The sequence below is a fragment of the Polaromonas sp. P1_F4 genome, from assembly GCF_056405675.1.
The window spans coordinates 77,056-100,787 of record NZ_JBFUBP010000008.1 but is presented as its reverse complement, the minus strand read 5'-3'; the positions used below and the strand labels follow the sequence as shown (position 1 = coordinate 100,787).

Genomic DNA, 23,732 nt, shown 5'->3' with positions numbered 1-23,732 from the left:
AACAGCCCTATTACCTTTATAGACTGGTTTTCACATATCCACTGCGGTGCCACAAGCACTTCAAGCCATGACCACCACCCTGACTCACACACCGGACCTTGCCGAGCTCGTCGACGGGCGCCATGACTTCAATTTCATCACCGGGCGTTGGCTGGTCAGCAACAAGCGTCTGCGCCGGCGACTGGAGGGCTGCACCGACTGGGAAAGTTTCGAAGCCGTGCAGGACGGCGCACTGCTGCTGGGCGGGCTCGGCAACATGAACGACCTGGTCACCGAAGACAAGGAGACCATCGGCATGGCCTTGCGGTTTTTCAATCCGCAAACGCGGTTGTGGTGCATTTACTGGGTCAGCCAGAACAACGGCTTACTGCAGCCGCCGATGACCGGTTCGTTTGCCGGCGGCATAGGCCGGTTTGAGGGAAACGACAGCCATGAAGGCCGGCCGGTGCGGGTTCGCTTCACCTGGTCCGGCATCACACCTACCCACGCCCGCTGGGAACAGGCCTTTTCGGAAGACGGCGGCCGCCACTGGGAAACCAATTGGGTGATGAGCCTGTCACGCCCCGCTTACCACGCAGTACACCGCTAAAAAAAACAGGCTCGTTGATGGACCACTTCGCACACCTCTGGCTGTTTTTTCTCATGGTGCTGGGCATCATCATCCTGCCCGGCATGGACATGGCGTTCGTCATGGCCAGCTCATTGACCGGCGGGCGCAGGGCCGGCCTCTTCGCCGTCGCGGGCGTTGTGGCGGGCGGTATTTGCCACGTCGTGGCAGGCGCGCTGGGGCTGGGCATCCTGCTGCAGCTGGTTCCGGGCATGGTCAATGTCATGCTGGCGGCGGGCAGCCTGTATATCGCCTGGATCGGGTGGTCACTGATGCGCAGCACGTCTGTTTTCGGCGCCTTGCCGGACATCGAGCCGCCGTCCCCGTGGCGCACCTTCCGGCAAGCCGCACTCACCTGCCTGCTCAACCCGAAAGCCTACCTTTTCATGCTGGCCATCTTTCCGCAGTTTTTGCGGCTGGAATACGGCTCGCTCTGGGTTCAGGCTGTGGCGCTTGGATTGATCATCGCCATTACCCAGAGCGGCGTATACGGTTCGCTGGCGCTGGCTGCTGCGGGTACCCGGCGATGGCTGGCGGAGCGGCCGGGCGCCAGTGTTGCCATGGCGCGCGCCGTGGGTGCCGTGCTGATCGCCGGCGCATGCTTCACGGCGTGGCAGGGCTGGCGGCAGTTTTAGGGTTGGCGCCCTCGGGCCATGCCGGCCCCTTGAGTTCCACGGTGTTGCCTTCGGGGTCGTTGAGATAAATCGAAGGCCCTTCGCCCTCGGCGCCATAGCGCGACTCCACCTTGCCTGCCTCAACGCCGTGGGCCGCCAGGTGGCGGCGAATGGCCTCCGCATCGAAAGGCTCGACACGAAAGCAGACATGGTCGACGTTGCGGCCCTCCTTGCCTGGAGCCGCGCCGCCGGCCCGGCCCAGCGTGCCATCCACCGGCACCAGGTCCACCAGCGAACGCCCGGCACGCAGTTGCACCAGGCCGATTTCGTCCTGCCGGCGTTCCAGGCTGCAGCCCAGCACCTGCTGGTAAAAGCGCAGCATGCCCTGCAGATCTGTGACCCGAAGGACGATGTGGTCGATGTCGCGAATATGGATCATGGCGAGGAAGGCTCCAGTGAGGCTGCGTTTTATCGCTTTATTCTGGCACGCGGTACCCAGACCCTGTACAAGCAAAGGCCTGCATCAGCCAGTACCATGGCCGCCATGAATCCGAACCCCCGATTTCTTTTTCTTGCCACCTCCACACGCGAGCCCGGCGCGTTGGGCAACACCGAGTGGCTGGCGCAGCAAGCCGCCGCCGCACTGCCGGCCGGCACGCCCCAGGCCTGGCATCACCTGTCCCGCACGCGGATGCCGCTGTTTGTCGATCAGCGCCACACCACGGGTCAGTACGCCATGCCGGAAGGCGACATGAAGATGCTGCTGGACGCCACGATGGACGCCACCGACATTGTGTTTGTGGCCCCGGTGTACTGGTACAGCATTCCGGCGCCGCTGAAGATTTACCTCGACCACTGGAGCGCCTGGATGCGCGTGCCCGGCCTGCCCTTCAAGGACGAGATGGCGAAAAAAACCTTGTGGCTGATCACCACCAGCGGCGACCGCGCCAAAGCGCAGCCCATGGTGGACTCAATCAGGCTCTGCGCGCAGTTCATGGCCATGAACTATGGCGGCGAGCTATGGGGCAAAGGCGGACCGCCCGACGCTGTCAAGGCCGACTCGGTGGCGTTGACGCAGGCGGCTGGTTTTCTCGCCGGCTGAGGATCGCGCTGCCCCTGTGGGACAGGTGGCCTTTTCCTACAGGGCATGGTTTGCCAGGCTGACAGCCCGGCAAGGGGTGCTGCTGCACAGTCGATACATGAACTCATCCCAACACGGCAATCCCGACCCGGGTAGGCCCGCCGACCGCCCTGCCGGCAAAGGCATGCCGGCCAAAGACCCTCGCGCACAACGCTCCCGTCCCGGCAAGCAGGACACCCTGAAGGATGGCGCCGTTGAGGCCAGCCTGGAATTGCCGCACGAACGTGACCAGGCGGTGGACATGACTCATGCCATGCCCGATGCTGCAATTGAACAGGCCGGCAAGGATGTCAAAAGAGGACTCACCGACACCACCAAGGGTGTGGAGCTTGATCGGGCCTACAAAAAGCTTTAGGTGCCGTGAGCGTGGAAGCCGCTCACGGCACCGGATGCGCAGCGGGCACCGCTCCGCCGGCCGGCAGATGTGCCTGAACAACCACTTTCTCGCTCATCCAGCGCAATAAATCCAGCCACATCTGGCGCATCTCTGCGTCCAGCGGCGTGCGTGTCGAATTGGGCAATTCGATGGTGACCACGGGCACCCCCTTGTGCACACCGCCATAGTTGCCCAGCGAGCCCGGGAAGATGCCCACCTGATCAAGGTACAGGCGCCCCAGCCTGGAGGGCGGCACGGAGGGGCCGTCAAAGTCGAGCACGCCATAAGGCGCATGAATGCTGACAATCAGGTTGGGTTTGAAGCTCTGCATCTGCTCGTGCAAAAACCGTGACTCGGGCTCGGACAGCGGCCTGGGGCCGGGCCAGCGGCGCGGGTCTTTCCCTGTGCGCTTTTCCCAATAAACCTTCGCGTCCCGCTCCCAATTCGGGGTGGGGAAATTGCGGTTCAAATCCACACCGCGCGCGTTGGCGCGGCGCGGCGGGCTGGAGAGCACACCGTCCGGATTGAGCACAGGAACGAACCGCCAGTGGATCGCCTGCGGAGAGTCCAGCGGCGGCTGGGAAGCCAGCCTGATCCAGTGCAGCGCCACCGCCCCGGAGGACAGCTCGTCGCCGTGAATCGCACCGACGACCAGCACACGCAAGCTGGGGGATTCTGGCTTGATATCGCGCACCCAGAGTACGCGGCCGTTAACCGAGCGCGTCCCCGAAGGCTGCAGTTGCGCTGCCGCGCACAGCTCCTGCCTCACATTGGGGAGTTTGGATGAGTAATCGGCGCAAGGCGAATCTGCACGTGCGCCAGCAGCTATCAAATAAATAGCAAAAAAAACGGCGGCGGAACGAGAAAAAGACATGACAGCCAGTTTAACTGGCAGGCAACCGGCTGCCCGCAAGAGGCGGCTAAACCCCGCCGCAGGTGCGCCCGTGGCAGTTCAGTTAAATTACCCTTCTATGCTGACCCCCGCCATTCCCCGCAAAGCGAGCAGCCCCAGCTTCTCCCAGCGGGAGTTTCGGGCTTCGCTGGCCATGTTTGCCACCGGGGTCACCATCGTCACCGCACGGACGCCGCAGGGCGCCTTGGTCGGGCTGACCGCCAACTCTTTCAACTCGGTATCGCTGCAGCCGCCGCTGGTGCTCTGGAGCCTGGCGCAGGCGGCCGGATCGATGGCCGCGCTCAGCACCGGATCACACTACGCCATCAACATCCTGGCGGCTGACCAGAAAGAGCTGGCCGAGCGCTTTGCCAGCCGGCGCGAAGACCGCTGGAAGGGCGTGCTGTTTACGGAGGGCGTCGGCGGCACGCCGCTGCTGACAGGCGCAGCCGCCACTTTCGAGTGCTTCAACCGCAGCCGGTATGAAGAAGGCGACCACGTGATTTTCGTGGGCGAAGTGGAGCGCTGCACCCACCGCGCGGGCGCCGCGCCGTTGTTGTTTCACGGCGGCAAGTTTTATACCGAGCATCCGCTGTAAACCGCTCCTGCGCTGGGCTGTGTTCAGCCCAGCCGGCCCAGCCGCACGGTCGTCACACCGGGCCGCAACTGCCTCACCGACGGCATGACCAGCACACAGTCGTCGTAGGGTGTCACCACCGGCTCGCCCGCATCATGCGCAATCGGCGTGCCGGCATGGCGTATGGTTTCGCCGCCGCAAAAATCCTGCACAAACGCAAAGTCCATTGACCGCGCAACAACGCGGTGTGTCACCGTCACGGGCGGCGGCGGCGGCGCATCGGGCAGCAGCCAGCCGGGCGGCACGTCGCTGCGATCCATCACCCCGGCGCACACCAAAAACCGCATGAGCACGTTGCGTGCCGCCTGCAGCGACGCCAGTTCCCAGTGCTGGCCGGCCTCCAGCAGCAGGGCAACGCGGTCGCCGTTTTCGTCACCAAACGGCCCGTAGTCCCGCATGCGGACACCATCGGCGTGGCCGGCATCGACGACCACCTGACCCGAGGTACCCAGGCTTTGCGCAAAAGCAATATTGCGCGGCAGCATGCCCGTTACCAGCAAAGCGCCACCGGGCTCATGCATGGAATGCAGGTCCAGCAGGTGGGTGGCGCGGTCAACAAACGGCCGGATTTCGCGGGCGCGCAGCAGCTCGGCGCTGCGCGTGGGGCCGTCCAGCAGGTCAGCGGACCACACGCGGTTGAAATCTTCGTCCACAAAGCGGGAGGCATCGGGCTTGCGGGTGTCAAACCGCATGAAGGCCTCGGTGTTGCAGAACACGGCGGTGATTCGCCCGCGCCGCGGCTGCAGCCCGCTAAGAAGAAACGCGTCCAGCGCCCAGGCGCCCGAATATTCGTTGCCGTGCACCAGCGCCGTCACCAGCACGTCCGGGCCGGCTTCGGTTGAAGTGCGCTCCTGCACATGCGCCACCCCTGTGGAGGACGCCGCCCAAAACGACAACCCGGGCGGCTGAAGCTGCACCGCGTGGGGTTTTGGGGTGAGCTCGCCAGACTTGGCCTGATCGCTTCCTGATCGATTCACGTTTCAATACCGCCAGAAGATTTTCTGCAGCTCTTTGGTGTCCCTTGTCTTCGTCAAGGCCAAGGCCAGAAGAATTCGGGCCTTCTGGGGATTCTGGTCGTCAACAACGAGCCAGTCATTGACGTCATCCTTCACCGAATTGTTCCGAATGACCACACCGCTGCCGGTGCGGGTTGCCCGAACGACAAACACTCCCTTGGCGCGAATCTCGTTAAGCGGGCCAGCTATGTACTCAGGAACGCTTCCCGCACCGACACCCGCATGAATGATGCCCTTGGCCCCGGATGCGACCAGCGCCTCGTATGCCGCACGGTTCATGTTCTGATAGCCGTAAGCAATGTCGACCTGCGGCAGCGCCTGTATCTTGTCAATGTCGAACTCACTCTGCACTGTATGCGGGCGAATCAGCGCACGGTAGAACCTGGCCTGACCTTCGACCACGAGACCGAGCGGACCGTAGGGAGATTTAAAGGTGTCAACCCGGGTGGCATTGGTTTTAGTGACATCGCGAGCGCTGTGAATCTCGTCATTCATGACCACCAAAGTCCCTTTCCCCACCGCTTCTTTACTCCCGGCGACCGCCACCGCGTTGTAGAGGTTAAGCGGCCCATCTGCGCTGAGCGCCGTGCCGGGCCGCATGGACCCGAGCATCACGACCGGCTTGTTGTTTTTGACGGTGAGATTGAGAAAGTACGAGGTCTCTTCCAGGGTATCGGTGCCGTGGGTGATCACGATGCCATCGACCTCGTCCGACCGGAGGAGTTCAGACACCCGCCGGGCAAGTTGAAGCAGGCGGTCGTTGGTGAGGTTGTGTGAGCCGACCTGAAAGATCTGCTCGCCCTTGACGTTGGCAATCGTCTGGATTTCCGGCACGGCGGCCATGATCTTGTCGACAGCAACCACAGCGGCCTGATAGGCGCCGATATTGGTGCTCGATGCGCCGACGCCGGCAATCGTGCCGCCTGTGGCGATGAGCACCACGTTAGGTTTCTTCGCTTCCTGGGCCAGCGCCGAAGCCGAAACAGCAAGCGGCAATAGCAGACCGCAGGCGAGCCTGCGCAACATTGATATGACAGATAAGTGCATGACAATTCCCTCCGTGTCGGGCTAAAAATATTGCTCGGCGTGCAGAGCCCCGCCAGTGCTCCGGAGGAGCCTGGCCAGCACGCTTCGCGACTAACAAATACAGTTCAGGGCGAGTTACGGTCTTCTTTGGGCCTGCCGCCGTTGCCCCGGCCCCGGCGGCTGCAGCTTCAACGGCACCGCATGGGCTTGGGTGAATTCCCGCTGACGGCTTACGAGGTAGCGCCGGTCGCCACCGCCTTGTTGACCACGTTGCGCACGCGCTGGGTTTCAGCCCGGATAAAGGCCGTGAGCGCCTGTGGCGTGCCGCCGTCATTGGAGATGCCCGCTTTCTGGAGCTTTTGCCAGACGGCTTCTTCGCGCAGGATTTCGTTGAGCTCCCTGTTCAGGCGCGCCACCATGGGCGCCGGCAGCTTGGCGGGCCCGAAGAGGCCGAACCAGACGTTCATGTCGTAACCCTTGAGCTTGGGGTTCTCGCCGAGTGCAGGGATTTGCGGTGCAGCCCGCGAACGCGTCGGCGTGGTGACGCCCAAGGGGATCATCTTGCCGGACTCGATGTGTGGCAGCGCGGAGGAAAGCACAGAGACACTGAACTCGATATTGCCGCCCAGCAAGTCCTGCAGCTGCTGACCTGCGCCGCGATAGGGCACATGGCGGAAGGTGGTGCCAGCCATCAGGTTGATCAGCTCTCCCGACACATGCAGCGGCGTGCCTATGCCCGAAGAGGCAAAGCTCAGCTGGTTGCGTTCGCGTTTGGATTTGGCAATCGCTTCCTCCATGGTTTTGACGCCGGTCTTGGTATTGGTCACAAAGACCATTGGCGTGACGCCTATCAGCCCGACCGGGCTCAAGTCGGTTTCACCGTTGTACTTGACTGCAGCGTTGAACAGTTTGGCAATCGAGATTTCGCTGCCCGAACCCAGCAGCAGCGTATAGCCGTCGGGCGCGGCACTGACCACTTTTTGGGCGCCTATGGTTCCACCGGCGCCGCCGATATTCTCGATCACCACGGGTGTGCCCAGGCGCTTCGCCAGCGGCTCGGCGATGATGCGCGCCACCAGGTCCACGCTTCCGCCGGCAGGGTAGCCCACCACCAGCGAAATGGGCTTGCCGGCGGGCCAGGTCTGGCCCCACGCAGCCGGCAAGCCCAGCAGCCCTGCGGCGGCAAGGCAAAGTGTGCGGCTCACGCCGCGGCGATTGAGGGTAAACATTCCTGGCATGGCGGTCTCCTTGTTGATGGCGCCAGTCTAGGAGCCGCCCCTGCGCGGCCCATGCGTATCACGCATGGGCGCATGCGACCTGGATTCAGGAAGCAGCCGGCGTGCTGGCGGACCAGATGCGCTGCACCAATTCATTGCGCGGGCTGCGCGGCCGGTATAGGCGGATCTCAAACCGGACCGTCACGCCCTTGCCGTCCGCTTCGACCAGCCTTCCGTTGCGCAGGTCGCCTTCGACCAGTCCGCGCGGCAGCCAGGCCAGTCCCACGCCCTGCAAGGCCTGCTCATGCAGCGACTCGGCGAAGTCAGACTCGGTCACGGTGTGCAGATGCAGCTCGCGCGCGCTGCGGCTGAGCCCGTCCTGAAGGATCTGGCCAAGCGCGAGCGTAGGCGCATAACCCAGTACCGGCACCGGCTTGCGGGCCGTACCGGGCAGGGCATGCTGCGGCTGGCCATCGGCGCGCGGTGCGCTGACGGCCACCAATTCGTCGGTGCCCAGCGCGAGTCCTTCGAACGTCTGTTCGTCCAGCAACAGCGGCAGCCGCGGATGCGTGAACGACAGCAGGAAATCAGCAGCCCCCTGCTCCAGGGCCGTGGCGCCTTCATGGATGGAGCCTGTAAGAATGCGCAAGCGAAACTCCCCGGCCCCGCGCTTGGCGCGTGCGAGCCAGTCAGGTACGGCGCTGCGTGAGAGCGTGCGGCCTGTTGCCAACGTGACCCAGTCCAGCCCGCCCCGTGCATGGCGGATGCGGGAGCGCGCATCGTTAAGGCTCGCCGCTGCGCGGCGCGCCACCGGCAGCAGCTCTTCCCCGGCGGCCGTCAGGGCCAGAGGCATCACCGCGCGATTGATCAGGTCGGCGCCCACCCACAGCTCCAGCGCGCGTATGCGGCGCGAAAACTGCGGCTGCGTCACATGGCGAAGCTCTGCCGCTCTAGAAAAACTGCGTTCTCGCGCCAGTGCAATGAAATCTTCCAGCCATTTGTGGTCCACAGCAGCACCTTGTCCAGGGATTTAATGCAATGGTATTCCTTGTTACCCCGGCCAGCGAGCTGCCTGGGGTCGGGCTACCATCAAGGCATGACAACAGCCCGCAAAGCCAATCTCGATCTCCTCGCCATGTCCCTGCTGCTGGGCTGCTGCCTGTTCTGGGGCCTGCAGCAGGTCCTGATCAAGGCCACGATCAGCGAAATACCGCCGATGTTCCAGGCCTCGCTGCGGCTGGTTGGCGCCACGGCATTGCTCTGGCTCTGGTGCCTGTGGCGCAAGATCCCGCTGTTTCGACACGACGGTTCGCTCAAAGCCGGGCTGCTGGCGGGCGCGCTGTTCGGCGCGGAGTTCGCCTGCATTTATGTAGGCTTGCAATACACCAGCGCTTCCCGCCTCACGGTGTTTTTGTACACCTCGCCTTTCTGGGTCGCCCTGCTGGTACCGCTGTGGGTGAAGTCCGAACGCCTGCGCGGCGTGCAATGGTTGGGCCTGCTGTGCGCCTTCGCCGCCGTGGTGTTCGCGCTGCGTGAAGGCTTCACCGGTGACCACGCATCGACCGCGCGCGGCGACCTGCTCGCGCTGGCCGCCGGCATGCTGTGGGGCCTGACCACGGTGGTGATACGTGCCACCAAACTGGTCAGCATCTCCGCTGAAAAACTCCTGTTCTACCAATTGGCCGTCAGCGCCGCAGTATTTCCGGCCCTGTCGCTCTACTTGGGCGAGCAATGGTCGTGGCATTTCAGCCCGTTTGCCATTACTTCCCTGCTGCTGCAGACCGTCATAGGCGCATTCGCCAGCTACCTGGCCTGGATGTGGATGCTGGGGCGCTACCCGGCCACCAAGATTTCGGTGTTCGTGTTTTTCACGCCGCTGTTCGCGCTGCTGTTCGGCGCGCTGTGGCTGAAAGAAAGTGTCACCACCGGCCTGCTGGTGGCGCTGGCCACGGTCGCGGCGGGCATTGTGCTGGTCAATCGCAAGCCGGCAGGTGCATAATTTTTTGTCATGACGCCTCATAAACGCATCCCCGGCCATCGCTTCCTCCATTCACCTGGCCCCACGCGGGTGCCTGACGAGGTCATGGATGCGATGCGGCGCCAGCCCATGGACCTGGCCGACCCGCGGCTTGATCGTGTGATCCAGGCCTGCGAGACCGGGCTCAAGGCGCTGCTGCAAACCGCCGCGGCCGACGTCTTCCTGTATGCCTGCAACGGCCACGGCGCCTGGGAGGCCGTGATCGCCAACCTGCTGGCGCCTGGGCAGCAGGTGCTGATCGCCGGAACGGGGCACTTCTCCGAATCCTGGGCCATACAGGCCGAGGCCATGGGCGCAGCAGTCATCCGCACGCCCTGGCGCGAGGGTTACCCGATTGACGTGCCGGCGATGGAAGCCGCGCTGCGCGCCGACACTGCGCATGCCATCGTGGCGGTGTTTGTGGTTCATACCGACACTGCGAGCGGCATGACCAGTGACCCGGGCAAGGTCCGGCGGGTGCTGGAAGCCACGGCCCACCCCGCGCTACTGGTGGTAGATGTGGTCGCGTCGCTGGGCGCGGCGCCCTTTGCCATGGATGCGCTGGGCGCCAACGTCGTGCTGGGCGCCTCGCAAAAAGGCTTGATGGTGCCGCCCGGCCTGGCCTTTGTCGCCGCGGATGCCGCCGCGATGAAAGTAGCCGCTGCCAATCCCTCGCCGCGCTTTTACTGGGACTGGGCGCGGCGGCAAAGCCCGCTCAGCTACCGCAAGTTCTGCGGCACGCCGCCACAAAGCCTGCTGTTCGGCCTGGAGGCTGCACTGGGGCTGATCTTTCATGAGGGCGTCGAAGAGGTCATCGCCCGCCACCAGCTGATCGCCAGTGCGGTGCACGCCGCTGTCGATGCCTGGAGTGAAGGCGGTGCTCTGGGTCTTTTTGTGCGCGAGCCGGCCGCACGTTCGGTCTCCGTCACCACGGTGTCTGTCACTGCGGGCATTGATCCCGAAGCCTTGCGCACCGTTGCGCGCGAACGGTTTCAGGTGGCGATTGCAGGCGGTTTGGGCCCGCTGGCGGGAAGAACCTTTCGCATCGGCCACCTGGGTGACATGAACCCGGCCATGATCCTGGGTTGCCTGGCCGGCCTGGAAGCGGCCATGCAGGTACAGGGCATTCCCATCGGCGGCGGCGTGCAGCATGCCGTTGCAGCCTTGGCAGGTAAACGCTAGTACCTACTGCGAGGCAGTGATGCCGCCGTCGAGGTAAAGCACCTGCCCGGTCACAAAGCGGGATGCGGGCGCCGCAAAAAAAACGGCCGCACCCGCCACGTCCTGCGGGTCGGCCACGCGACCCAGCGGAATGCGTTCCAGCACCTGCTTGCGCGTCTCAGGATTTTCGAGCCAGTGGCGCGCCATCTCTGTCTGCACCACCGTAGGTGCGATGCCGTTGACAGTGATGCCGTACGGCGCCAGTTCACTCGCATGCTGGCGAATCAGCATGACCAGGCCGCCCTTGCTGCTGCTGTAGGCCGAATAGCCACGGCCGCGCAAACCGAGCTGCGCGCGCACCGACAGCAGATGCACCTGAGCGCCGCCCCTGCCGCCTTCAATCTGTTTTTTAGCCGCAGCCTGCGCAAGAAACATGGCGGCCTTGAGGTTGACCTGCAGCACCTCGTCAAAGGCTTCTTCCGTCACCTCCAGCAAGGCCTGCTCACGCTGCATGCCGACACAGTTCATCAAGATGTCGAGGGCGCCCCATTGCGCCGCCACCGCATCAACGGAAGCCTGCATCTGCGGCACCGAATGCGCGTCCATGGCCAGACCCATGGCCTCGTGCCCTGCCGCACGCAACGCGGAGGCAACGGCCTCGGCCTTGGCTTCGTCGCGCCCCGAAACTGCCACCCGTGCGCCGGCCATCGCCAGGCCCCAGGCAACGGCCTCGCCAATACCACCATAGCCGCCGGGCACGTAAGCGGTTTTGCCGCGCAGGTCAAAAAGGCCTGAAAGCGCAGTGTTGAAATCAATCCGGGGTGTGATGCTCATGGATGGCGAAATTGTGGGCGCAAAGCCGGCTAGCGGCGAAAGGGCTTTCCCTCAGTCCATCAATAGCCCGCCGTTCAGGTCGATGATCTCGCCCGTGATAAAGCCCGACAGCGGCGAGGCCAGGAAGCGCACCACGTGGGCGAACTCCTCGGGCTCGCAGAAGCGGCCGACCGGGATGTCCTTGAGCAGCTTCTGGCGTTGCTCTTCATTGAGCTGTTCGGTGATCATGGGCGTTTTAACGTAAGCGGGCGCGACGGCATTGGCCGTGACGCCAAAGGGCGCGAGTTCGCGCGCCAGTGAAAAGGTCAGCGAACTCATCGCGCCCTTGGACACCGAATAGGCCGTGCCTGCTGTCAATCCACCTGTCTTGGCCGCCAGGGAGCTGGTGTTGATGATGCGGCCGAAGCGCCGCGCCTTCATTGCCGGCACCACCTGCTGCGCAAGGTAAAACGCGCCGTCGAGGTTGGCGCCCATCACGCGCCGCCATTCACCCGCTTCGGTGGCCTCGATCTTCTTGTTGGACAGGATGCCCGCGTTGTTGACCAGGATGTCGACTGGCCCGAAGGCCTTGACTATGAGCGCATGGCCGTCGCTCACGGCGGCCGCATCGCTGATGTCAAACGAGAACGGCAGGACACGCGAGCCCAACTCATGTGCGAGCGCACGGTTGCGTTCATGGCTGACATCCACCATCGCGACCTTGCAGCCGTCTTCGAGCAAGGCCTTGACAACGGCCAGGCCCATAGTCCCTGCCGCGCCGGTGACCAGCGCGACTTTGTCTTGAAGCGGTTTCATTACTTAACTTTCCATAGCGAACCAAAGAATGACTAAACCAGTAACAGCGCGGAACTGGCTTTGCCAGGCCGCAGCTGTTGCCCCCTGCAAGGGGGGATCCGGCTACACGAAGTGAGCCGAGACGGGGATGTACCAAATGTCAAGCGTCCAGGACGCTCTTCTTGCCAAACAATCCACGTGAGCGGAATGTCACGACGGCAATGAACAAGAGGTACATGGACATCAACGACCATTCGGACGCATACGAACCCGTGAGCCCGACGACCATGCCGACCATCAGCCCGGCGATCACTGCACCCCAGAGCGAACCGACGCCGCCCAGCACAATGATCAGGAATGCCGGCACCACTGCGTCTACGCCCACATGCGGGCGAATACCCCAGATCGGCGCCATGACCACGCCGGCGATGGCGGCCAACGCCACGCCCAGACCAAACACAAACAGGCGCAGGCGCGACAGGTTGATGCCCAGCGCGCGCACCATTTCGCTGTCATGCGCGCCGGCCTTGATGATGGCGCCGTACGGTGTTTTCTGCAAAAACACCCACAGCAGCACAATCATGAGGATGGCGAATCCGCTGGCGAAGAAGCGATACTTTGAATAAACCAGGTCGCCCATCAGGAAGGCGCCGGAGATGACCTCGGGCAGCATCAACTGCTTTTCCGAGGAGCCCCACACCAGGCGTATGGTTTCCTCAATGACCAGCGCCGCACCGAAGGTCAGCAGCAGGCCATAGAGCGGGTCACGGCCATAAGTGCGCCGCATGCACAGCTCCAGCAACATGCCGAAAATACCCACCAGGATGGGCGCAAGAATGAGTGCCACCAGGTAACGCGTTCCCAGCGGCAAACTCATGTACCAGGCCTGCAGATTCGGAAACATGCCCAGCTGCGGTGCGATCAGGAAAAGCGCGAAGTACATGCCCAGCGCAAACAGCGAACCGTGCGCCAGGTTGATGGTTTCCATCACCCCCACGATGAGCATGAAGCCCAGCGCGATGAGCGCGAACAACAAGCCCAGCGAGATGCCGTTGACGAGGTGCGGAATAAGCTGAAGCAAGAAGTCCATTGCGGTCTTTGGAGCTTGAAGTAAATCAGACTTCGTAGCTAGGTGTCGCGTCGTAGCTCTCAAGCTTGCAGGCGCCGCCGGCATCCTTGTCCGCCACATCCTTGGGATCGGCCTGTGTGAGGATCTTGAAGATGTCGTCTTTCTCGGCGGGCTGGTCGTTGTAGGTCGCCATGTAAATCGTCTGCTGGCACTGGTGGGTGACGGGATCCATCCACGCGTCGTAGTGCTGCAGGCGGTCGGCCGCGCTCATCTTGCGACCTTCGAGTTTTTTGATCACGGCAATGTTGTTGGTGGTGCCGGCCTCTTCCACGCAACGCAGAAGTTCGCGCGTGGCCATATAGCCGTTGTGATACACATTGCCCGGCACGCGAATCGCCATGCCAGGGAACTGCTTCTGGTAGGCCGCCACAAACTCTTTGACGCCCGGCAGGCCCAGGCGCCAGTACCAGGTGGTGCCAAAGACGCCGAAGATGGCTTCAGGGCCCAGACCGTAGACATCTGGCCAGTCCTGCTGGTTGTTGATCCACGCCATGGACTGGTTCATCTTGAGCTGCACAACTTGCTGGCGCAGCGCCTTGATGTCGTCACCGCCCACCGCCGTGGCCACCACATTGGGCTTGAGCTGTTGCAGCTTGAGCAGGTAGGACGAGAAGTCGCGGGTGTTTTGCGGCACCAGCAGCTCCTCAACGATGCGCCCGCCGTTGGCTTCCACGATCGCGCGTGTCGCCTTGGAGGTGGTGTGGCCCCACACATAGTCGTTGGTCAGCAGCACCCAGTTCTTGCCGCTGGCCTTGATGGCGTTCTTGACGATCGCGTTGGAAAAGTTGGTGCCGTTGCCGTCCCAGACGAACTTGGTGCGGTGGCAGTCCTTGCCGGCCTCGGTCGGGCTGCTGGAGTTGGTGTTAAAAAATACCGTGCCGTATTTTTGCGCAACCTGCGAGATGGCATTGGAGACGCCTGAGTGCACTGCACCGATCAGGAAGGAGGCCTCATTGCGCGTGATCATGCGTTCGGCCACGCGCGAGCCGGTGGCCGGCGTCGTTTCCGTGTCGATATGGATGGCCTCAATGCGTCGGCCCAGCACACCGCCCTTGTCGTTAAATTCCTTGATGGCCATCATGGCGCCCAGGCGCTCTTCGGCGCCCGAGGCTGCGTACAGGCCCGAAGCGTCCATGGTCAGGCCAATGGTCAGCGGTTTCTTCTGGCCGGTCTGCGCCCAGGCGTGGTTGTGCTTCCACGGCCCCATGAAGGGCGCCGCGCCGTACAGGCCCGCGCCCACCAGCGCCAGGCTTGAGTGCTTGAGCAGCGCGCGGCGCGAGGTGGCCTTGCTGTCGGATTGGGATTCAGGTGTTGCGTGGTTGTTCTTGATGTCGCTCATGGTTTTGTCTCCTGCGTGTAAATGGGTCAAACGGGTTGGCTTAACGGGGAACGATCTTGACGTCGTTGAGTTTTTCCTGTGCTTCGAAAAGGGAGGCGATCAGCTTGTCGCCGAAACCGGCGTTGCTGGCCTGGATCAGGCTTTGGTGCGTGGCCTCACCCATGAAGCTGGTGACGGGCAGCATCTCGGCCAGATGGGTGTAGTAGCGCAAATCTTTTTGCGCATTGGCGATGCCGAATTTGAAGCCGGTGACGTCGCCTTCCTTGAGCGTTTTCGTTGCCATCATCTGGAAGATGCCGCAGTTCACGCCGCCGGCCGAGATCACGTCATAGAGGCGGTTGAGGTCCAGCCCGCTTTTGGCCGCCACCGCAAAGGCCTCGGCAATCGAGGCGGCAAAACTCATGGCCATCATGTTGTTGACCAGCTTGAGCACGTGGCCGTGGCCGGGCGGGCCGACGTGGAAGATGTTTTCGCAAAAAGCCTTGAGCACCGGCTCCAGCGCCTTGAAGTCTTCGGGCTCCGCGCCCACCATCGTGTTGAGCCGGCCTTCTTCGGCCTCCTTCGGCGTGCGTGCCAGCGGCGCATCGACCAGCTTGATGCCTTTGGCCGCCAGGTCGTTGCGGATGCGAGTGCTGGAGGCAGGCTCGGCCGTGGAGGTGTCGACCACGATCAGGCCTTTGCGGCCGCTGTCTAGCAAACCGTCCTTGCCGTAGACGATGTCTTCGACCTGGGGCGAACCCGTCACGCAGATGAAAACGATGTCCGAAGCCTGTGCGCATTCGGCATTGGTCCTGGCCTCTTTCGCGCCAGCCGCGATCAGGTCGGCCAGGTTGTCCCTGTTGCGGTTGATCTTGAAGGTGAGGCCAAAGCCCTTGGCCAGCAGGTTTTTGGCCATGCCGTGGCCCATCATGCCAATGCCGATAAATCCGATTTTGGGTGTCATGTTTTGTCTCCGTTTTGTTTCTTGTTTTGCCGTTCAGTTCACGGTTTCGGCAGCACTGGCTGAAGCGCCGGCTCCTATACCTGTCCTCGCCTGGTCCCACAGCGAGATCAGCCGTGCATAGCGCTCGGCAATGGCCTTGACCACCGCCGCGTCGTCCATGGCGCCTGAGAACCAGCCAGCTGCGGCATCGGCAAAGATCGAGCGCCCCACGGCAAAGCCGCGGCAGATGGCGTGCGGCGCTGCGATTCGAAAGCTCTGATCCAGTTTTTCCTCGCTGGCCTCCAGACCCAGCACCAGCACACCGCGGCAATGCGGGTCGTGCTGCGCCACCACGGCCGCAATCTTTTCCCAGGCAGCCGCACTAACGGCTGGCGGCAGCTTCCACCAATCGGGGAAGATGCCAGCCTGGTAGATTTGTTCGAGCGCCATCGGTACGGTGTCGCCATCCGCGGGCATGTCCTTGGGTGGGATCACCTCGATGAGGAACTCGTGAAAGCTGTCCACGCTGGCTCGCTGCAGGTCGGCCAGTTTGGCCAGCTGGCTGTCGCGCAAGGCCGGCTTGTCATGCGGGTGGTAATACACCAGGCATTTGGCGACGTGCTCGCCGGGCCAGGTTCGCATGACCGCGCCCAGGCCGGCGCCGGCTTCGAACTGCAGCGGTCGTGAACCCGGCAGCTCGACCGGCCTTGCGACCCACCAGCCTTTGCCGGTCACCGTTGGAAGTACCTCTTCACCAAAACGTCCGTCAACGATCACACCGACGCCACCGCGCTGGCCGGCTCCGAGCCGCGCACCTTCGGCGATCAGGGATTTGAAAAGGGGGATGCGTTCGCTAGGCGCGCCATGGCGTGCCGCCACCTCTTCCAGCTGCATGCGGTGGTCGAACGCCAGGATGACCAGTTCTTCCCAACGGCGCGTGCGCGTGCTGACACGGTGCAGGTGTTCGAGCTGCGCGTCTTCGCGCAGGCGCCGAGTGGCCGAGCCATGCATCAAGAAAAACTGCAGCTCTTCCCAGCTCGCCATGGCTGGCGCACAGCCATGGCGCGACACCACCAGAGCGCCGCAGGCGTTGGCATAGGCGCAGCAGCGCGTGAGCGGCTCCCCCGGGATCCAGCCGCGCAGAAACCCCGACATGAACGCATCGCCGGCGCCCAATACGTTGTAGACGTCCACCGGAAAGCCGGGGCCTTGCAAACCTTTTTCCAGTGAATTGGGAATCGCACCGTCGAACACGATGCAGCCCATGGGCCCGCGTTTGACCACCAGGGTGGCCTGCGTCAACTCACGCAAGCGGCGCAATGCGGCGAGCGTGTCGGTGCTGCCGCCGGCGATGTGAATTTCTTCTTCGGTACCAACTACGAGGTCACAGTGGCCTACAACGGTTTGCAGGTGCGCGCTGACTTCGCCCGAAGGCACAAAACGCTGCTCGCCCATGCCGGGGCTGGTCAGGCCCCACAGCACGGGGCGGTAATCAATATCGAGCACCACACGCGTGCCCGCGGCTTTGGCCATCGTCATGGCACGCTTGCAGCTTTCGTAAGTGAGCGGCTGCGACAGGTGTGTCCCGGAGATCAGCAGGGCGTTGGCCGAGGCGATAAAAGCCGCGTCAAAGTCGTCCGGGCTGACCGCCATGTCGGCGCAGTTGTCGCGGTAGAACACCAGCGGAAAGGTGTCGCGGTCCTGAATTCCCAGAAACACCAGTGCTGTCAGCCGCTTGGGATCGGTGGCGACATGGCTCACATCCACGCCTTCCGCCGCGAGGGTTTCGCGGACAAAACGGCCGTTGTGCTCGTCACCCACACGGGTCAGCATGGCGGGCTTCAGACCGAGGCGCGCCACACCCACTGCGGTGTTGGCCGGCGAGCCGCCCAAATACTTGGTGAAGCTCTGCATGTCTTCAAGACGCCCTCCGATTTGCTCGCCATACAGGTCCACCGCAGCGCGGCCGACACAGATCAGATCCAGCGCACGGCTCATACGGCCCCCTTGCGAGTTGACTTGGCTGCGGCCTTGCTGTTCCTGGTTTTGGCTTTCGCTGCGCCCTGCTCGGCCAGTTGATGACCGGTGCTGACCACCAGCGCCTGTGCCAGGCACAGCGGTGCGACCAGCGAGCGGAAGGGTTTGGACGAATCGTCGGCCAGTTCCAGGCAGACCTTGGCATGCGCCTTGAGCGGCGAGAGGGGACCGTCGGTGATGGCAATCACCAGCGCTCCCAGTTTGGCGGCCTCTGCTGCAGCCGCGATGACTTCGGGCGAGTAGTTGCGAAAGCTGGCGGCGATCAGGACGTCGCCGGTCGCGATGGAGCGCAGGCTTTCCCGCAGCATGCCACCCGTTCCGTCGAGCAGATGGGTGCGCAGCTCCAGCTGGCTCAGCGCATAAGCCAGGTAGCCAGCCACAGGAAAGGCGCGGCGCTGGGCGAGCACGTGGATGCGCGGGGCAGAGGCCATGAGTTTCACCGCGGCCTTCAGGTCAACCTGGGCGATGCTTTCCTCCAGGTGCCCGAGCTCGGCCACTGACTCGCCCACCAGCTGGTGCAACACACCGGCTGGCGCACGCTCGCCGTTGAGCTGCTTGCGGCGGATCTGGTCAATACGCTCGCGGTAGCTGTCGGACCGCTCCAGCAGGTGGCCGCGAAACACCTGCTGCATTTCGGAGAAGCCGCCATAGCCCAGCGCGTTGGCAAAGCGGATCATGGCCGAAGGCTGTACCTCGGTAGCCTCAGCCACCGTCGCCACCGTGCCAAGGGCCAGATCGTTGGGTTGCTCAAGGGCGAAGCGCGCGATGCGCTGCAGCTGCTTGGACATGTCCGGGTAAGTCCGGCCAATCAGCGCCTTGAGTTCTTCGTAAGTCGTTGCAGAGTCCATATGTCGTTTGCCGCCTCGGGAATGCGATGGGCCGACCGGGCCTGCATCGCATCAAATTAGAATAAATGTTCTTGCGTATTTAAATAATAGAACGTACATTCTGTTTTGTCCAGTATTTATTTCTATTTCCTTCACCCATTCATCCAGAAAAACCGAAGAGACAAGGTCCCCATGCAACTCGCTTCCGGTCGCGCGCCACTCATTCCTTTACCGATGCTCATCACCCTGTTGGTGCTGCTGTCCACGCCGCTTTGGGTGGGCCGCGTCGGGCTGTACCAATACCTGGCCCTGGAAATCATGATCTGGGTGTTGTTTGCGATGGGCTACAACCTGCTCCTGGGTTTCACCGGCCTGCCCTCCTTCGGGCACGGTGCATTCTTTGGCACGGGCGCCTACGCCTTCGGCCTGCTGCAACTCAAGGTCTGGCCCAACCTGTGGTTCGACCTGGCCGGCGCGGTGCTGGTCACGGCGGCGCTGGGCGCGCTGGTGGCGCTGTTCATCTCGCACCGGCGCGGTATTTATTACGCGCTGCTCACCATCGCATTCGGCCAGGTGTTCTGGTTCATCGCCAACAAATGGCATACCGTCACAGGCGGTGAAGACGGGCTGCTCAATATCAAGCGCCTGCCGGCCGATTTCGGTTTTGTGTCTTTCAACCTCTCTGGCAACAACGCCCTCTTCTTCTTTTCTCTGGTGCTGTTTGCTTTGGTTCTTTTGGCACTGTGGCGGTTGATCCATTCGCCACTGGGCCGCATCTTCAGCGCCATCAAGCAAAACGAAACCCGCGCGGCCTTTGTGGGCTACAACGTCTGGCTCTACAAGTGGCTGGCGTTCACGTTGTCTACCGCCGTCGCGGGCCTGGCCGGCGCACTCTTTGCCATGGCGCAGCAATCGGCTTACCCGAATGTCATGAGCCTGCACAACTCGGGTTTTGTCGTGATGATGGTGCTGATAGGCGGCGGCCTCGTGAGCTTCTGGGGGCCCGTCATCGGCGCCACCTTCTTTATCCTGGCGCGCGACCTGCTGGGCGCCTATACCGAGACCTGGCTGCTCTGGTATGGCCTTGTCTTCATGGCCATGGTGCTGTTCAAGCCCGAAGGTATTGCCGGCGCCTGGCAGGCCTGGAGGGCCCGGCCAAAGCGTCCAGTGGCCGCCAAGCCCGCGCCCGCAGGAGGTGCACTGTGAAGCTCTTCGAGGCCAACGGCCTGTCCAAACGCTTTGGCGCCCAGGTGGTGCTGCAAGACATCACCCTCAGCTTCGAGGAGGGGCAGCTCAACGGCATCATGGGCCCCAACGGTGCGGGCAAGACCACCTGTTTCAACGTGTTGACGGGACGCTACAAGCCCGACCGCGGCCGTGTGACCTTTGCCGGCGAGGACATCACCGGCCTGTCGCCGCGCGAGATCGCGCGCAAGGGCGTGTCGCGCTCCTTCCAGATCATGAATTTGTTCGATAGCTACACCGCGCTCGACAACGTGCTGGTGGCCACGCCGCACGTCCGTAATCAGGGCTTCAACCCCTGGCGTGACCTGGGCGCCGACAGTACGGCGCAACAGCTGGCTGCAGTCGTGCTGGAGCGCGTTGGCCTCAAGGGCAAGGAGCACGTGCTGGCCAGCAGCCTTTCATACGGCGAGCGGCGCGCGCTGGAGATCGGCGTGGCACTGGCGGCCGAGCCGCGCATGCTGTTTCTCGACGAACCCACCGCCGGCCTGGGCGCCGAAGGCACGGTACGCCTGATGGACCTGGTCAAAGAACTCAAACGCCAGCTCACGATTGTGATCATCGAACACGACATGAATTTCCTCTTCAAGCTCGCCGACCAGATCTCCGTCATCCACTGGGGCCAGGTCATCAGCCAGGGCACACCTGACCAGTTGCGTGAGAACGAATGGGTGCGCCGCTCCAACCTGGGAGCGCTGGCATGAGCGCGGTGCTGAAGTCCATGATCAAAACTGTTTCACCGCAGGCCGACATGCTGGCGGTGGACCGCATAGACACCTTCTACGGCGAAACGCAGGTGCTGTTCGACGTATCGATGAAAGTCGGCGCGGGCGAAGTCGTTGCGCTGCTGGGCCCCAATGGTGCAGGCAAAACGACGGTGCTGCGCTCTGTGCTGGGCCTGACGCCACCGCGCAAGGGCGCCATTGCCTTCGACGCGCACGACATCACACGCATGCCCACGCACGAGATCGCCAAGGCCGGCATGGGCTGGGTACCCGACGACAGGCGCATCTTCCCGACGCTGACGGTGGCGCGCAACCTGGCCATCGCGCGCAAGGCCACGCGTTTCCGGTCCTGGCACGAGAAGGAATGTTTTGAGATCTTCAGCGCACTCGAATACCTGATGCACCGCGAATGCGAGAACCTCTCGGGCGGCGAGATGCAGATGGTGGCGATCTCGCGCGCGCTGCTGGGCTCGCCCGGCCTGGTGCTGTTCGACGAACCCAGCCAGGGCCTGGCGCCCAAGGTGGTGCAGGACGTGATGAAAACCATCAGCCGGCTCAAGGCTGAGGGCATCGCGGTGCTGGTGGTCGAGCAAAACGTGCAGAGCGCGCTGCAGGTGGCCGACCGCGCCTATGTGATGAACCAGGGCGTGATCGTCCACGAGGGCCCTGCGGCCGATCTGCGCAACGATGCCGCCTTGTGTCGGCAACTTTTGGGAGTCTGACCCGCATGAGCCATCCACTCCATCCACTGCTACGCGTCGAGAACGTCGCCAAGCAATACCAGCGCGGCGTCTTCCGCAAGACCACGACCTTTTCATTGACCGCCGATTTCGAAGTGCACAAGCCCTGCGTGGTCGGTGTCATGGGCCCTAACGGCTCGGGCAAGACCACGCTGTTCGAGTTGATCACCGGCAGCAACCTGCCGAGCGCGGGCCGTGTGCTGGTCAACGGCCAGGACATCCACCAGGTACGCACGCGCGAGCGGGATCGCCTCGCCATTCACTACCACCAGTCCTACCAGGTGCGGTCTTTCCAGAAAACCAAACCCGACTTCATGTTGGAACACGCACAGAACGACTCGCCGCTGGTGCATCTGTTCGACGAACCGCAGTTCAATACGCAGGACGGCTACATCGGCTTCATGCTGGACTTCTTCGCCAAACTCAGGGCCAACGGCCGCCTGGTGTTTTTATGCCTGCATCCCAACGAGCCCTACCACGTCGACATCCTGCGGCAATGCTGCGAGCGTTTCATCTTTGTGCAAAAGGGCGCGATCAGTGAAGCACCGAACTTTGACACGCTGGCGCGCGACGAGAAGGTGCGGGCCTACCTGGGGGCGCTGGCGCCGGCAGCTTGATCCACGGCGCCGCACGCGGTTCAAATCAGGCTGTGTTTTCTGGCGCGGTAAGCCAGCTTCGCCCGCGTGGTGTTGAGCCGCCGCGCCGCCGCTGAGAGATTGCCCTGGCAGGCCGAGATGGCGCGTTCCAGCATGTCGCGCTCGGTTTGCTCCAGGGACCGCTGCGAAGCGGCGGTCCCTGCCGGCACGGGATGCGCGCCGGCCGGCGCCCCGTCGAAGTTCAAGGTGCCTGAACTGCCCTGCATCCGCAAGGTCATGACCTCGGTGCTCAAGGTCTCGCCGCCGGTGAACAGGTGGTGCACGTCGATCAAGCCGTCGGCATCGGCCATGATCACGGCGCGCTCGATCAGGTTTTGCAGTTCGCGGATGTTGCCGGGGAAGTCGTAGTTCAGCAGCGTGCGCACCGAGGCCTGCGTGAAGCCGCCGGTGTTGCAACCGTGTTTGCGCCGGTAGTGGTTCAGAAAATGGTTCATCAGCAGGGGAATGTCGTCGCGCCGCTCGCGCAGCGGCGGCAGGTGGATGGGGAACACATTGAGCCGGAAGAACAGGTCTTCGCGGAATCGGCCTTCACGCACGGCCTGCCGCAAGTCTTCATTGGTGGCGGCCACCACGCGCACGTCGACCGCGATGCCGCGCGTGCCGCCCACGCGTTCGACCTCGCCCTCCTGCAGGGCGCGCAGCAGCTTGCCCTGGGCCACAAAACTCAGCATGCCGATTTCGTCCAGGAACAGGGTGCCGCCGCTGGCCCGCTCAAAGCGGCCCGGCCGCGAATGGCTGGCCCCCGTGTAGGCGCCACGCTCCACGCCAAACAGCTCGGACTCGATCAGGGTTTCCGGGATGGCCGCGCAGTTCACGGCAATGAAAGGCTGGTCCTTGCGCGGGCTGATCCTGTGCAGCATGCTCGCGAACTTTTCTTTGCCCACGCCCGACTCGCCGGTGAACAGCACGGTAGCGGTCGTGCGTGCCACCCGGCTCAATTGATGGCAGGCCGCGTTGAAGGCAGATGAGGCCCCCACCATCGCGTCGCCGGCCGGCACGTCGCTGATCGCAAGGTCAGCCGGGCTCGCTTCGCTGCGCGCATAGGCCGCGGTGTCGACAAACTCCCGGGCGTTCAGGTAACGCATGTCCTCTTCAATGTTGTCCCACTTGTCGGCAGACTTGCCGACCACCCGGCATTGCGCCTGGCCCATGGACCGGCACATGGTTTCCCGGAAAACGATGAGGCGGCCGAACAGCGTGCTGACGTAGCCTGTCGCATAACCCACCTGCATCCAGCAGGCCGGGGAGCCGCCTATGCCGTAGGCGGCGATGTGTTCATCGTCCTCGCTGGAGTTGTGCCAGATGAATTCACCCTCATAGCCGCTGGTGTCCGGGTCGTAGGTCACGCTGACCAGCTCGACCTTCACCACGCCCTCCAGCGCATGCAGCCGCGTGCCGGCCATGGCGGCGGCCGGCGGGTCGGCGTCGGGCCAGTGCTTGCGCACCAGTTGGGCATCGCGGGCGCCGCTGACGTAACCGGCGCGGGTGAACAGGCCGCGGGCTTTTTCGATGCCCAGGCTGTCAATCATTTCGCGGCGCATGGAGCCCAGCGCCTCGGTGTGCAGCAGCACCATGCGCTGGTCCTGCAGCCAGATGCGCCCGTCGCCCGGCGAGAAGAACAGGCATTCGCTGATGTCAGCGATCGTCGGGTGCGTGTCGCCGCCTATATGCGTGCTGGCAAACCCGCCCATGGCTTTGGCCACCGACGCGCTGTCGAAGCTGCCCAGCGCGACCCCGGTGGCCCGGGCCACCTCGGCCAGGGAAATGCGATCGGATGCGCGCATGGCTCTGCTCCTCGATTTG

General features: G+C 63.3%; 25 protein-coding genes. 11 read left to right on the top strand and 14 right to left on the bottom strand.

The window, feature by feature from the left end; genetic code table 11:
- The first annotated feature begins 67 nt into the window (after positions 1 to 67).
- Both AC1DYQ_RS16580 and AC1DYQ_RS16575 read left to right on the top strand, forming a co-directional pair.
- The gene (locus tag AC1DYQ_RS16580) at positions 68 to 589 is read left to right on the top strand and encodes a hypothetical protein (protein ID WP_477687691.1); all 522 of its coding nucleotides are present in this window, start codon (positions 68 to 70) and stop codon (positions 587 to 589) included.
- 17 nt (positions 590 to 606) lie between these two features.
- The gene (locus tag AC1DYQ_RS16575; protein ID WP_477687690.1) at positions 607 to 1,242 is read left to right on the top strand and encodes a LysE family translocator; all 636 of its coding nucleotides are present in this window, start codon (positions 607 to 609) and stop codon (positions 1,240 to 1,242) included.
- Here the strand turns inward: AC1DYQ_RS16575 and AC1DYQ_RS16570 are convergent.
- Positions 1,211 to 1,660, bottom strand: coding sequence for a VOC family protein (locus tag AC1DYQ_RS16570; RefSeq protein WP_457281788.1), 450 nt, complete (start codon positions 1,658 to 1,660; stop codon positions 1,211 to 1,213). The genes AC1DYQ_RS16575 and AC1DYQ_RS16570 overlap by 32 nt on opposite strands.
- Before the next feature lie 96 nt (positions 1,661 to 1,756).
- Between AC1DYQ_RS16570 and AC1DYQ_RS16565 the strand changes: the two genes are divergently transcribed.
- Positions 1,757 to 2,323: a flavodoxin family protein gene (locus AC1DYQ_RS16565; RefSeq protein WP_477687689.1), complete on the top strand. Its 567-nt coding sequence runs from the start codon at positions 1,757 to 1,759 to the stop codon at positions 2,321 to 2,323.
- 97 nt (positions 2,324 to 2,420) lie between these two features.
- Entirely contained in the window at positions 2,421 to 2,717 is a 297-nt protein-coding gene (locus AC1DYQ_RS16560; protein ID WP_477687688.1) for a hypothetical protein, read from the top strand.
- A gap of 22 nt (positions 2,718 to 2,739) precedes the next feature.
- On the opposite strand, the gene AC1DYQ_RS16555 is transcribed toward AC1DYQ_RS16560, so the two are convergent.
- Entirely contained in the window at positions 2,740 to 3,612 is an 873-nt protein-coding gene (locus AC1DYQ_RS16555) for a M14 family zinc carboxypeptidase (protein WP_477687687.1), read from the bottom strand.
- Positions 3,613 to 3,709: 97 nt separating this feature from the next.
- On the opposite strand from AC1DYQ_RS16555, the gene AC1DYQ_RS16550 reads away from it, so the two are divergent.
- The gene (locus AC1DYQ_RS16550; RefSeq protein WP_477687686.1) at positions 3,710 to 4,228 is read left to right on the top strand and encodes a flavin reductase family protein; all 519 of its coding nucleotides are present in this window, start codon (positions 3,710 to 3,712) and stop codon (positions 4,226 to 4,228) included.
- Between the two features lie 23 nt (positions 4,229 to 4,251).
- Here AC1DYQ_RS16550 and AC1DYQ_RS16545 read toward each other — a convergent pair whose 3' ends face one another.
- The 4 genes from AC1DYQ_RS16545 to AC1DYQ_RS16530 all read right to left on the bottom strand — a co-directional run bounded on the left by AC1DYQ_RS16545 (position 4,252) and on the right by AC1DYQ_RS16530 (position 8,535).
- Positions 4,252 to 5,244 carry a M14 family metallopeptidase gene (locus tag AC1DYQ_RS16545; protein WP_477687685.1) on the bottom strand — a complete coding sequence of 331 codons (993 nt, stop codon included), beginning with the start codon at positions 5,242 to 5,244 and terminating at the stop codon, positions 4,252 to 4,254.
- 3 nt (positions 5,245 to 5,247) lie between these two features.
- Positions 5,248 to 6,330 carry an asparaginase gene (locus AC1DYQ_RS16540; protein ID WP_477687684.1) on the bottom strand — a complete coding sequence of 361 codons (1,083 nt, stop codon included), beginning with the start codon at positions 6,328 to 6,330 and terminating at the stop codon, positions 5,248 to 5,250.
- Positions 6,331 to 6,539: 209 nt separating this feature from the next.
- Positions 6,540 to 7,547, bottom strand: a complete 1,008-nt coding sequence (locus AC1DYQ_RS16535) for a Bug family tripartite tricarboxylate transporter substrate binding protein (RefSeq protein ID WP_477687683.1) — start codon at positions 7,545 to 7,547, stop codon at positions 6,540 to 6,542.
- 85 nt (positions 7,548 to 7,632) lie between these two features.
- Entirely contained in the window at positions 7,633 to 8,535 is a 903-nt protein-coding gene (locus AC1DYQ_RS16530) for a LysR substrate-binding domain-containing protein (RefSeq protein WP_477687682.1), read from the bottom strand.
- An 87-nt stretch (positions 8,536 to 8,622) separates the two neighbouring features.
- On the opposite strand from AC1DYQ_RS16530, the gene AC1DYQ_RS16525 reads away from it, so the two are divergent.
- Entirely contained in the window at positions 8,623 to 9,525 is a 903-nt protein-coding gene (locus AC1DYQ_RS16525; protein ID WP_477687681.1) for a DMT family transporter, read from the top strand.
- A gap of 9 nt (positions 9,526 to 9,534) precedes the next feature.
- Positions 9,535 to 10,725 (top strand): pyridoxal-phosphate-dependent aminotransferase family protein, encoded by a 1,191-nt coding sequence (locus tag AC1DYQ_RS16520; protein ID WP_477687680.1) that lies wholly within the window; start codon positions 9,535 to 9,537, stop codon positions 10,723 to 10,725.
- A 3-nt stretch (positions 10,726 to 10,728) separates the two neighbouring features.
- Here the strand turns inward: AC1DYQ_RS16520 and AC1DYQ_RS16515 are convergent, their stop codons facing one another.
- The 7 genes from AC1DYQ_RS16515 to AC1DYQ_RS16485 form a co-directional block, all read right to left on the bottom strand.
- A complete protein-coding gene (locus AC1DYQ_RS16515; protein WP_477687679.1) occupies positions 10,729 to 11,538 on the bottom strand; it encodes an SDR family NAD(P)-dependent oxidoreductase in 810 nt (269 codons plus the stop codon).
- Between the two features lie 51 nt (positions 11,539 to 11,589).
- Complete coding sequence (locus tag AC1DYQ_RS16510; protein ID WP_477687678.1) at positions 11,590 to 12,333, bottom strand: SDR family NAD(P)-dependent oxidoreductase; 744 nt, start codon at positions 12,331 to 12,333, stop codon at positions 11,590 to 11,592.
- Positions 12,334 to 12,472: 139 nt separating this feature from the next.
- Positions 12,473 to 13,402 carry a branched-chain amino acid ABC transporter permease gene (locus AC1DYQ_RS16505; protein ID WP_457281807.1) on the bottom strand — a complete coding sequence of 310 codons (930 nt, stop codon included), beginning with the start codon at positions 13,400 to 13,402 and terminating at the stop codon, positions 12,473 to 12,475.
- 25 nt (positions 13,403 to 13,427) lie between these two features.
- Positions 13,428 to 14,780, bottom strand: a complete 1,353-nt coding sequence (locus tag AC1DYQ_RS16500; RefSeq protein ID WP_457281808.1) for an ABC transporter substrate-binding protein — start codon at positions 14,778 to 14,780, stop codon at positions 13,428 to 13,430.
- A 40-nt stretch (positions 14,781 to 14,820) separates the two neighbouring features.
- Complete coding sequence (locus AC1DYQ_RS16495; RefSeq protein ID WP_477687677.1) at positions 14,821 to 15,723, bottom strand: NAD(P)-dependent oxidoreductase; 903 nt, start codon at positions 15,721 to 15,723, stop codon at positions 14,821 to 14,823.
- Between the two features lie 33 nt (positions 15,724 to 15,756).
- Positions 15,757 to 17,700, bottom strand: coding sequence for a bifunctional 5-dehydro-2-deoxygluconokinase/5-dehydro-2-deoxyphosphogluconate aldolase (locus AC1DYQ_RS16490; RefSeq protein WP_477687676.1), 1,944 nt, complete (start codon positions 17,698 to 17,700; stop codon positions 15,757 to 15,759).
- A complete protein-coding gene (locus tag AC1DYQ_RS16485) occupies positions 17,697 to 18,587 on the bottom strand; it encodes a MurR/RpiR family transcriptional regulator (RefSeq protein ID WP_477687675.1) in 891 nt (296 codons plus the stop codon). Before AC1DYQ_RS16485 ends, AC1DYQ_RS16490 begins: the two co-directional genes overlap by 4 nt.
- 171 nt (positions 18,588 to 18,758) lie before the next feature.
- On the opposite strand from AC1DYQ_RS16485, the gene AC1DYQ_RS16480 reads away from it, so the two are divergent.
- The 4 genes from AC1DYQ_RS16480 to AC1DYQ_RS16465 are packed head-to-tail and all read left to right on the top strand — an operon-like array spanning position 18,759 to position 21,890.
- Entirely contained in the window at positions 18,759 to 19,772 is a 1,014-nt protein-coding gene (locus AC1DYQ_RS16480) for a branched-chain amino acid ABC transporter permease (protein ID WP_477687674.1), read from the top strand.
- Positions 19,769 to 20,512 carry an ABC transporter ATP-binding protein gene (locus tag AC1DYQ_RS16475; protein ID WP_477687673.1) on the top strand — a complete coding sequence of 248 codons (744 nt, stop codon included), beginning with the start codon at positions 19,769 to 19,771 and terminating at the stop codon, positions 20,510 to 20,512. Before AC1DYQ_RS16480 ends, AC1DYQ_RS16475 begins: the two co-directional genes overlap by 4 nt.
- Positions 20,509 to 21,255, top strand: coding sequence for an ABC transporter ATP-binding protein (locus AC1DYQ_RS16470; protein ID WP_477687672.1), 747 nt, complete (start codon positions 20,509 to 20,511; stop codon positions 21,253 to 21,255). Before AC1DYQ_RS16475 ends, AC1DYQ_RS16470 begins: the two co-directional genes overlap by 4 nt.
- Before the next feature lie 5 nt (positions 21,256 to 21,260).
- Positions 21,261 to 21,890 carry an ATP-binding cassette domain-containing protein gene (locus AC1DYQ_RS16465; protein ID WP_477687671.1) on the top strand — a complete coding sequence of 210 codons (630 nt, stop codon included), beginning with the start codon at positions 21,261 to 21,263 and terminating at the stop codon, positions 21,888 to 21,890.
- 20 nt (positions 21,891 to 21,910) lie between these two features.
- Here the strand turns inward: AC1DYQ_RS16465 and AC1DYQ_RS16460 are convergent, their stop codons facing one another.
- The gene (locus AC1DYQ_RS16460; RefSeq protein ID WP_477687670.1) at positions 21,911 to 23,713 is read right to left on the bottom strand and encodes a sigma 54-interacting transcriptional regulator; all 1,803 of its coding nucleotides are present in this window, start codon (positions 23,711 to 23,713) and stop codon (positions 21,911 to 21,913) included.
- Between the last annotated feature and the right edge of the window lie 19 nt (positions 23,714 to 23,732).